The 9,855-nt window shown below is 67.6% G+C and carries 10 protein-coding genes; 1 reads left to right on the top strand and 9 read right to left on the bottom strand.

The genetic code is table 11. From position 1 onward, the window contains the following. The 9 genes from ahcY to ACFVJS_RS22770 form a co-directional block, all read right to left on the bottom strand. Nucleotides 1-1,437 (bottom strand): adenosylhomocysteinase (gene ahcY, locus ACFVJS_RS22810; protein ID WP_378885307.1); only part of this gene is annotated, 1,437 nt, incomplete at its 3' end. A 429-nt stretch (nucleotides 1,438-1,866) separates the two neighbouring features. Then, entirely contained in the window at nucleotides 1,867-2,826 is a 960-nt protein-coding gene (locus ACFVJS_RS22805) for a DUF808 domain-containing protein (RefSeq protein ID WP_378885304.1), read from the bottom strand. A gap of 107 nt (nucleotides 2,827-2,933) precedes the next feature. Then, nucleotides 2,934-3,752: a substrate-binding periplasmic protein gene (locus ACFVJS_RS22800; RefSeq protein ID WP_378885302.1), complete on the bottom strand. Its 819-nt coding sequence runs from the start codon at nucleotides 3,750-3,752 to the stop codon at nucleotides 2,934-2,936. Between the two features lie 121 nt (nucleotides 3,753-3,873). Beyond that, nucleotides 3,874-4,686 carry a substrate-binding periplasmic protein gene (locus ACFVJS_RS22795; RefSeq protein WP_378885299.1) on the bottom strand — a complete coding sequence of 271 codons (813 nt, stop codon included), beginning with the start codon at nucleotides 4,684-4,686 and terminating at the stop codon, nucleotides 3,874-3,876. 253 nt (nucleotides 4,687-4,939) lie between these two features. Beyond that, nucleotides 4,940-5,752 carry a substrate-binding periplasmic protein gene (locus ACFVJS_RS22790; protein WP_378885297.1) on the bottom strand — a complete coding sequence of 271 codons (813 nt, stop codon included), beginning with the start codon at nucleotides 5,750-5,752 and terminating at the stop codon, nucleotides 4,940-4,942. Between the two features lie 177 nt (nucleotides 5,753-5,929). Then, nucleotides 5,930-6,961: an SIS domain-containing protein gene (locus ACFVJS_RS22785; RefSeq protein WP_378885294.1), complete on the bottom strand. Its 1,032-nt coding sequence runs from the start codon at nucleotides 6,959-6,961 to the stop codon at nucleotides 5,930-5,932. A gap of 7 nt (nucleotides 6,962-6,968) precedes the next feature. Further along, complete coding sequence (locus ACFVJS_RS22780; protein WP_141795265.1) at nucleotides 6,969-7,157, bottom strand: Trm112 family protein; 189 nt, start codon at nucleotides 7,155-7,157, stop codon at nucleotides 6,969-6,971. Continuing rightward, nucleotides 7,157-8,542 carry a phosphomannomutase/phosphoglucomutase gene (locus ACFVJS_RS22775; protein ID WP_378885291.1) on the bottom strand — a complete coding sequence of 462 codons (1,386 nt, stop codon included), beginning with the start codon at nucleotides 8,540-8,542 and terminating at the stop codon, nucleotides 7,157-7,159. Before ACFVJS_RS22775 ends, ACFVJS_RS22780 begins: the two co-directional genes overlap by 1 nt. A gap of 19 nt (nucleotides 8,543-8,561) precedes the next feature. After that, nucleotides 8,562-9,014, bottom strand: a complete 453-nt coding sequence (locus tag ACFVJS_RS22770; RefSeq protein WP_378885289.1) for a DUF3499 domain-containing protein — start codon at nucleotides 9,012-9,014, stop codon at nucleotides 8,562-8,564. On the opposite strand from ACFVJS_RS22770, the gene ACFVJS_RS22765 reads away from it, so the two are divergent. Then, entirely contained in the window at nucleotides 9,013-9,429 is a 417-nt protein-coding gene (locus ACFVJS_RS22765) for a metallopeptidase family protein (RefSeq protein WP_378885286.1), read from the top strand. The genes ACFVJS_RS22770 and ACFVJS_RS22765 overlap by 2 nt on opposite strands. The last annotated feature ends 426 nt before the right edge of the window (nucleotides 9,430-9,855 follow it).

Here is a 9,855-nt window from a genome sequence, read left to right as displayed (position 1 = left end):
GTAGTGGTCCGCCTTGTAGGGACCCTCGACCGGGACGCCGAGGTAGTCGGCCTGCGCCTGGTTGAGCTCGGTCAGCTCGACACCGAGGGCGTCGAGGTGGAGGCGGGCGACCTCCTCGTCGAGCGCCTTGGGCAGGACGTAGACGCCGATCGGGTAGTCGTCGGTCTTGGTGAAGAGCTCGATCTGGGCCAGCGTCTGGTTGGTGAAGGAGTTCGACATCACGAAGCTCGGGTGACCGGTGGCGTTGCCCAGGTTGAGCAGGCGGCCCTCGGAGAGCACGATGATCTTCTTGCCGTCGGGGAAGATCCACTGGTGGACCTGCGGCTTGATCTCGTCCTTGACGATGCCCGGGATCTTCGCGAGGCCGGCCATGTCGATCTCGTTGTCGAAGTGACCGATGTTGCCGACGATGGCCTGGTTCTTCATCTTCTCGAAGTGCTCGACCCGGATGATGTCGAAGTTGCCGGTCGTGGTGATGAAGATGTCGGCGGTCTCGACGACCGACTCCAGGCGGCGGACCTCGTAGCCGTCCATGGCAGCCTGCAGAGCGCAGATCGGGTCGATCTCGGTGACGATGACGCGGGCGCCCTGGCCGCGCAGCGACTCCGCCGAGCCCTTGCCGACGTCGCCGTAGCCACACACGACCGCGACCTTGCCGCCGATCATCACGTCGGTGGCGCGGTTGATGCCGTCGATGAGCGAGTGGCGGCAGCCGTACTTGTTGTCGAACTTCGACTTGGTGACCGAGTCGTTGACGTTGATCGCCGGGAAGAGGAGCGAGCCCTCCTTGAACCGGTCGTAGAGGCGCAGGACACCGGTGGTGGTCTCCTCGGTGACGCCCTTGATGCCGTTGGCGATGTTGGTCCACTTCTGCGGGTCGGCCTTGAGCGACCGGTCGAGGACCCGCAGGACCTCCTTGAACTCCTCGTTGTCGGTGGAGTCCTGGCCCGGCACCTCGCCGGCCTTCTCGAACTCGACGCCCTTGTGGACGAGCAGCGTGATGTCGCCGCCGTCGTCGAGGAGCATGTTGGGGCCGATCTTGTTGCCGGCCTCGTCGGTGAAGTCGAAGACCTTCTCGGCCTCGTCCCAGTACTCCGCCAGGGTCTCGCCCTTCCAGGCGAAGACCGGGGTGCCCTGCGGGTCCTCCGGGGTGCCCTTCCCGACGACGACGGCAGCGGCGGCGTGGTCCTGGGTGGAGAAGATGTTGCAGGTGGCCCAGCGCACGTCGGCGCCGAGAGCGGTCAGCGTCTCGATCAGCACGCCGGTCTGGATCGTCATGTGCAGCGAGCCGGCGATGCGGGCGCCCTTGAGCGGCTGGTCCTTGCCGTAGCGCTCGCGCATGGCCATCAGGCCCGGCATCTCGTGCTCGGCGAGGGTGAGCTCCTTGCGGCCGTACTCGGCCAGGCTCAGGTCGGCAACCTTGTAGTCCATGGTCATTCCTTACCGAATTTCATGCGGGCCTGCGTCGCGCATCTGCGCATCAGCGGGATCTCCCACGCAGGTTCTCCCCAGACTACAAGCGGCCCTCGGCGTCCGCGGTAATCCTCGACAGCAAACGCCAGGCCAACATCTGTCGACCAGCATCAGGCGACTCACCACCGCACCAGCGATGACCGGCAGCCCGACCGATGCGACCGCCACCGGGACGCCGATCACCCCGGAGCCGAGACCGACGAAGGCATAGGTGACCAGGGCGACCGTCTCCTCCCCCACGCCGAGCACGCTGGTGACCGTCGCCCGGGCGGGACCCTCGGCAAGAGGTGTGGTAGGCGAGCACGCGCAGCGTACGGCTGCGCTCGGAGGGGCCGTGCGCGGAGAGTTAGATCGAGTGCATGCTCCGAGGCCAGCCCCGGAACCCGCCGACGGTCAGTGCTTTTTCTTGATCGGCAGCAGGTGCAGGACGCCCACCACGATCGCGCCCACGATGAGGCCGACCAGCGCGGAGAAGAAGGTGTTGACCAACCAACCGGCGGCCGCGCCGACGGCACCGAGGGCGTGGTGGACCTCTTCCTCGAGGTGGTGGACGGTGTCGTAGGGCCACGCCCAGCCCGGGTGGCCGGCGGCGAGGCCGTTGACGTCATGGAGACCGACCAGGATCAGGTGGCCACCGACCCAGAGCATCGCCACGGTGCCGACGATCGAGATCACACTCAGCACCTTCGGCATCGCCGAGACCATGCCGACTCCGAGCCGCTGAGCGAAGGCGCCGGGTCGCTGCGAGAGCGAGAGGCCCGCGTCGTCCATCTTCACGATCAGGGCGACCACGCCGTAGACGACGATCGTGATCAGGAAGGCGACCGCCACCAGCGCGCCGAGGCGCATCCAGAAGCCCTGGTCGATGACCTCGTTGAGAGCGATCACCATGATCTCGGTGGAGAGGATCAGGTCGGTGCGTACGGCACCGGCGATCATCGACTTCTCGGCCTCGGGGCCCTCCAGGACGACCGGAGTCTCGTGGGTCTCCTCGTGCGGCCGGACCCAGTCCAACACCTTCTCGACGCCCTCGAAGGCGAGGAAGGCACCACCGACCATCAGGATCGGGGTGATCGCCCACGGCGCCCACTGGGCCAGGATCAGCGCGACCGGCAGGATGATCAGCAGCTTGTTGCGCAGGGAGCCGAAGGCGATCTTCTTGATGATCGGCACCTCACGCTCGGCGGCGATGCCGTGGACGTACTGCGGCGTCACCGCGGTGTCGTCGATCACGACGCCCGCGGCCTTGGCCGAGGCCTTGCCGGCGGCAGCGCCGACGTCGTCGACGGACGCAGCCGCCAGCTTGGCGATGGCGGCTACGTCGTCAAGAAGTGCGAAGAGTCCGGCGCTCATGCCGTCGCCTCCGTCGCGAAGGGCGAATAATACGGAGGCGACGGCCTGAGGCTTACTGTCGCTCGCTGACGCTCGCTCATGCTCGGAACCTTAGCGGGTGGGTCGTGCTACTCGACGCCCTGCTCCCGGAACAGCTCGGAGAGCGGGTACTCCCTGAAGTAGTCCGTCTTGATCCGCAGCCAGGTGCCGTCGACGATCATCTCGTCGATCGCACTGTTGGCCTGGTCCCTCAGTCCGTCGCCCTTGCGGAAGACGAAGGCGATCGGAGCCTTGTCGGAGGCGTAGACGATGCGCTCCTCCATCGGGATCGGGGCGTTCTTGATCAGCCCTTCGGTGAACGGCGCGTCGTAGAAGAAGGAGTCCGCCTTACCACCGGCGACGGCCTCGAGCGCGGCAGCCTCGTTCTTCCGCTTCACGATCTCGGCCTTGGGGAACCGCTCCTTGAGGATGCTCTCCTGCGCGGTGCCGTCGACGATGGCGACCCTGGTGCCGTTGATGTCCTTGAGCTTCTTGATCGGCGAGTTCTTCGGGGTGGTGAAGGACAGGTAGGTGACGAAGTACGGATGCGAGAAGTCATAGGCCTTCTCGCGTTCCTCTGTCACGCTCACCTGCGAGGCGATCATGTCGATCTCCCCCGCGTCGAGCGCGGTGAACAGGTCGGCGAAGTCCATCGGGACGAACTCGGGCTTGATGCCGAGGGACTGCGTCACACCGAGGGCCATCTCGTAGTCGAAGCCCTTGGCGGCGGAACCTTCGTGGTAGTACACAGGTGCGCTGTCCAGCACACCGATCTTCAGAGCTCCGTCGTCAGCGGCACTGCTGCGCTTGGCGGAGGACGGGCCGGTCGTCTCAACCGTGTTGGAGACCACGATCAGGATCACCAGAAGGGTGACCGCGCCCGCAAGGATGAACTTCAGGGATTTCATACGACGTCCTGGTTGGGGGGAGGGGTGCGCCGAGACGCTGTGACCTGGACCATGCCGGGCCAGCGGGCATCGTAGGCTACTGGACTTCAAGTGCCCCAAAGCGGGGCGAGTGGCTTCGGGCTCAGGCGCCCTTGTCCTTGAAGACCTCCGAGAGCGGGTACTCCTTGAAGTACTCCTTCTTGATCTTCAGCCACTCCCCGTCGAGGATCATCTGCTCGAGCACCTCGTCGACCTGGTCCTTGCGGGCGTCACCCTTCTGCATCACGAAGCCGATGGGGGCGTCGTCGGCCGGGTAGACGATCGCCTCCTTCAACGGGATCGGCGACCGCTGGATGATCGGCGCGGTGTAGGGAGCGTCGTAGAAGAAGGCGTCCGCCTTGCCGTCCTGGATCGCCTTGACCGCGGAGTCCTCGTCCTTGGCCTTGACCACGGTGACGTCCTGGTACTGCTCGTCGAGGTAGCGCTCGTGGATGGTGCCCTCGACGACCGCGATGTTCTTGCCGTCGATGTCGTCACGCTTCGCGATGGTCGAGTCCTCCGGAGTGAGGAAGGACAGGTACGTGACGAAGTAGGGCGCGGTGAAGTCGAAGTCCTGCTTCCGCTCCGCGGTCTCGGTGACCTGGGCGCCGATCATGTCGATCTCGCCGGCCTCGAGGGCGGTGAAGAGGTCACCGAACTCCATCACCACGAACTCGGGCTTGGCACCCATGCCTTCGGCGACGCCGAGCGCCATCTCGTAGTCGAAGCCCTTGGTCACGCCGTCGACCTTGTAGTACGCCGGCTCGGTGCCGTCCACGCCGATCCGCAACGTGCCGCCCACGGCGGCACTCTCCTGATCGGTGGCTTTCGGGGCCGGGTCGGCGAAGTAGCCACCGATGACCAGAACCCCTAAGAGGGCGAGGGCGCCGGCGACGACAAACTTGATGTGGTTCATGCGAAAGTCCTGTGTTTTTCCGGGATGGTGGGGGCATGCCCGTCACGTCGGCGCCGAGAATCCAAGACGTGCTGGCCAGAGTGGCCGGACGATGTTGCATCAAACACCTGTCCAGTCCCCACGTCCAGGGTTTGGGACATCATCACCACGTTCCGAGACCGAACTTCCGCCGCCCTACGTGATCCAGATCACGAACCGCGTTCACCAAGCAGGCGCTGATAAGGCGAACGGATTCAAACTCAGGCTTACGACCTCAGACACCCTTCTCCCGGAAGACCTCGGAGAGCGGGTCCGCATCGAAGTAGTCCGTCTTGATCTTCATCCACTCCCCGCTGAGCACCATGTTCTCGATCACCCCGTCGATCTCCTCCTTGCGCTCGTCGCCTTCTCGGACCACGAACCCGATCGGCGCCTCCTCGGCCTGGTAGCGGATCGGCTCCGTCAACGGGATGGGCGCACCCTGGATGATCGACGCAGAGTAGGGCGCGCCGTAGAAGAACGCATCGGCCTGACCAGTCCCCATCGCCTGGACCGCAGCGGCCGCATCTCGAACCTTGACGACGGTGACGTCTTCGTACTGCTTCTCGAGCAGACGCTCGTGGACGGTGCCCGCGACAACCGCGACCTTCTTGCCGTTGACATCACGACGACTCCGGATCGTCGACCCCTCGGGAGCAAGGAAGGACACGTACGTCACGAAGTAGGGGGCGCTGAAGTCGAACTCCCGCTCCCCCTCGTCGGTCTTGGTGACCTGCGCGCCGATCATGTCGATCTCGCCCTCCCGGAGGGCCGGACCGAGCTGGTGGAACTCCATCTCCACGAACTCGGCATGGGCGCCCATGCCCTCGGCGACGCTGCGCGCCATCTGGTAGTCGAAGCCCTTGGTCACGCCGTCGACCTTGTAGTACGCCGGTTCCGCGGTGGCGACGCCGACCCGAAGGGTGCCGCCGGCCGAGGCGCTCGCCTTGTCGCTCGCAGAGGGGGCCGATTCGGAGAGCCAGCCGCTGAAGACGATGGCGCCCAGGAGCACCACGGCACCGGCGACGACGAACTTGGTCTGGTTCATGGGAGGGGGATCCTGTTCCAGGGAGGGGGATGCGGCCTCGATGTGACCGATTTGTTGCCAAATCAAACAACGAGCCACTCCCTGGCGTCCAGGCGTCTCACATGATGATGTAGCCCCGCCAACGAACCTGACCGCACGACATGAGGCAGATCACACGGATCCGTCCGTCATGCGGGATCAGTCGTCGTCGACCAGACCCAAACGCAGATACTCCGCGGCGTATGTTCCCTGGAGCAGCAGGGACGCGTAGCGGGCGACCTCCGTGCTCGCGTTCGCCTCGACGACCTCCACGCGTACGCCGCGGGTGTCCGCCGCCTCGGTGAGGGCGCGTCGCTGCTCGACCATGATCGGGTCGGTCGCGCCGTCGTCGAGGATGACCAGGACGGGACGTACGGACGCCTGCTCCTCGGCGAAGGGGTCGTCGAAGACGTTGCGCGGCCGCGCCGCCTCGAGGACGGGGAGGAGGTCGTCGGCGTCACCGGCGATCGCACCGCGGCCGCTGGCGCGGCGCAGGCTCTCGGCGACCCGGCGGGCGGCACGGGCGGCCAGGACGGAGCCGCCCCACACGACCGGGAGCGAGTCGGCCAGCGAGAGCGCGAGGATCTTGCCCGGGTTGACCGAGATGTCGCGATGCGGCGAGCAGGCCGTCGCGACGTCGTCGAGGGCGTCGGCCACCTTGCCCGCGTCGGCCTCCGGACCGAGGCCGACCGAGTTGAGGTAGGTGAGCATCAGGATCGCCATCGCGAGCGTGTCCCCACCCTCGACGGGGAGCAGGGTGCTGTCGCGACCCTCGGCGTGCTGGGCGACCAGCGACTTCTCCGGCGCGGCGACGACCAGCTGGGCTCCACGGCGGACGGCCTCGGCAGCGGCAGAGGCCTCGCCCGGGTCGGATCCGGTCGGGGCCAGCACGACCACGAGGTCGAGGCTTCCCGCCCACCCCGGCAGGCCCGGGGCCGGCCATGCGACGAACGGCACCGGGCAGTAGGGCTCGAGGACCGCACGCAGCAGGCGGGAGTCGGGACCCGCGGCGACCACGGCTCGGGGTCGGCCGGACTCCGCGGCGCGGCGTACGGCCTCCTGCAGGGACTCTGCGGCACCTGCCGCCTCCCGGCGGACCCGGGCGCCGGACTCGGCCAGCGAACGCAGTAGCAGGTCGATCCCGGCCAGCGCCCGCTCGTCGTCCAGCCTCGACTCGTCGAACCAGGTCATCGCTGCCTCACTCGCTCTTGGTCGGACGGGCCTCGTCGATGAGCAGGACGGGGATGCCGTCGCGTACGGGATAGGCCAGGCCGCACTCTCCCTGGCAGACCAGCTCGCTGTCGGCCTCGACGGGCAGCAGGTCACCGTGGCACTGCGGGCAGACGATGATCTCGAGCAGCTTCTCGCTCAGGCCTAGGGCGCTCATCAGTCAGATTCCTTTCGAATGATCGCGAGCGCCTCGTCGCGCACGCGCTCCATGGTGAGTGTGTCCTTGCCCTCCGCGTTGAGCCGCAGCAGCGGCTCGGTGTTGGAGGCGCGGACGTTGAACGACCAGTCGGGATGGGACACGGTCAGCCCGTCGAGCTTGTCGACGGTGACGCCCTCACGCCCGGCGTACGCCGTCTCGATCTCGGCCACGGTGGCGGCCTGGTCGGGGACGGTGGAGTTGATCTCGCCGCTCATCGGGTAGCGGGCGTACGCCGCCAGCAGCTCGCTCAGCGGCTGGTCGGTCTCGGCGAGGGCACCGAGGACGTGCAGCGCGGCGAGCATGCCGGAGTCGGCGCGCCAGAAGTCGCGGAAGTAGAAGTGGCCGCTGTGCTCGCCACCGAAGGCGGCGCCGGACTCGGCCATCACGGCCTTGATGTAGGAGTGGCCGACGCGGGTGCGCACCGGGGTGCCGCCGAGCTCGGTGACGATCTCGGGAACGGCGCGGGACGTGATCAGGTTGTGGATGATCGTCGCGCCCGGCTCCTGCGCGAGGGCGCGCTCGGCGATCAGCGCGGTGATCGCGCTCGGGCTGACCACCTCGCCACGCTCGTCGACGAGGAAGCAGCGGTCGGCGTCGCCGTCGAAGGCCAGGCCGGCGTCGGCGCCCGTCTCCCGCACCCGCGCCTGCAGGTCGACCAGCGTGGAGGAGTCGAGCGGGTTGGCCTCGTGGTTCGGGAAGGTGCCGTCGAGGTCGAAGTACATCGGGATCAGCTCGACGGCCTCTTCGCCGAGGCGGCCGAAGACCGCGGGCGCGGTGTGGCCGGCCATGCCGTTGCCGGCGTCGGCGACGATCGTCAGCCTGCGGCCCTTGACCGGAGCCAGGGAGAGCAGGTGGGCGGCATACGCCTCGAGCACGTCGGTCTCGCTGATGCTGCCGGCGATGTCGGTGACCGGGGCCGCCCCGGAGATGACCAGGTCGCGGATCTCGTCGAGTCCGCTCTCGGCACCGACGGGCACCGCGTTGGCCCGGCACAGCTTGATGCCGTTGTACTGGGCCGGGTTGTGGCTGGCGGTGAACATCGCCCCCGGCAGGCCGAGGTGGCCGGAGGCGAAGTAGAGCTCGTCGGTCGAGGCCAGCCCGATCATCGTGACGTCGGCACCGGCCTCGGTCGCACCCTCGGCGAAAGCCCCGGACAAGGCCGGAGAGCTGGGGCGCATGTCGTGGCCGACCACGATCTCGCCACCGCGAGCGCCGACGACGTGCACGAAGGCCCGTCCAGCGAGTCGGGCGAGGTTCTCGTCGATCTGGTCAGGGACGGTGCCACGGACGTCGTACGCCTTGAACACAGCGTTGGCGACGTCGGGGTCGACTCTCTCCGGCATGTCCGGAACTCTAGTCGTCCTACTCGGACGTCAGCACGCGGAGGTGGCCGCGGCGGGTGCCGCCGGGGCGGGGCTGGCCGTCTCCCGATCCGGGATCCTCGACCTCGTCCTGCCCGGGGGCGCGGACGGGGCTTCGCGGGGCGGGCGCGGGCGGCCGGGCGGCCTCACGGACGGCATCGGCCAGCGCGAGCAGGTCGTCCCCCTTCGGCTGTGGGTCGACGGGCTCACGGGCCAGCCGGACGACCTCCCATCCCCGGGGCGCCGAGAGGCGCTCGGCGTGCTCCTCGCACAGGTCGTAGGCGTGCGGCTCGGCATAGGTCGCCAGCGGGCCGAGAACGGCCGTCTGGTCGGCGTACACATAGGTGAGCGTGCAGACGGCTTGGCGCTGGCAGGCGGTACGCGAACAACGACGAGCAGTCACGGGTGAACCGTACTCCCCTGAGGCCAGCCACGCAGTTAGGCTCGCGTACATGACCAGGCACAGGGATCGGCACGGCCGTGGCCGACGTGGCCCGATGGCCGTCCCGACCGACCCGAAGGTGCCGGTCCTGCGCACCCGCCGGGAGCGTTTCGACGACATCGCGCTCGCCATCGTCACTGAGATCGACAGTCGCTGGCAGTCACGGCTGGGGCTGATCGAGTACGCCGTCGAGGAGTCGCCGGACATTCCCAAGGACTGGACCGTCGACGACCACATCCCGCTCGGATCGCTGGAGCGGGGATCCGGCGCCGATCCGGCGCGGCTGGTGATCTACCGGCGGCCGATCGAGCATCGCTGCCGCACCCGCTCCGAGGTCGAGGCGATGGTGCTCATGGTCGTGGTGGAGCAGGTCGCGGACCTGCTGGGGATCGCCGCGGAGGATGTCGATCCGCGCTATCAGCCCTGAGATGCGGGCGAGTCGCTTGGATACCAGCGCTTGGATACCAGCGCTTAGGTACTGCGTTTTGGCCGGCTGTGGGCCGCCGACCCTGTCCTCCAGTGTTTCTCGACCTGCCCCGGAGTCAAGGACGGCCTGCGGCCGCCGGCTGCGCCGGCCGCTTCGCGGTCCTTGACACCGGACCATGTCGAGAAAGATCTGGCTGGCTATCAGGGGCGGCGGCGCCAGTGTGGCCGCGGGACACTCGCTCCTCGGGAGGTAGACGCTCCACGACGAACGAAAATTCATTCACCCACGGTGGCAGAACGAATTTTCGTTCACCCCGCCATTCCGCCTAGTCCCTCTCGGCGCGAACGAAAATTCGTTCGCCACCGATCCCAAGCCCCACCCAACCCAGACCGCCGCGCCAGACCCCTGCCGCCGACCCGATAGCCA

The organism is Nocardioides sp. NPDC057772 (genome assembly GCF_042798075.1).
GTDB lineage: Bacteria > Actinomycetota > Actinomycetes > Propionibacteriales > Nocardioidaceae > Nocardioides.
Note: the sequence above shows the minus strand (reverse complement) of the source record. Positions and strands in the feature narration are given on the sequence as shown.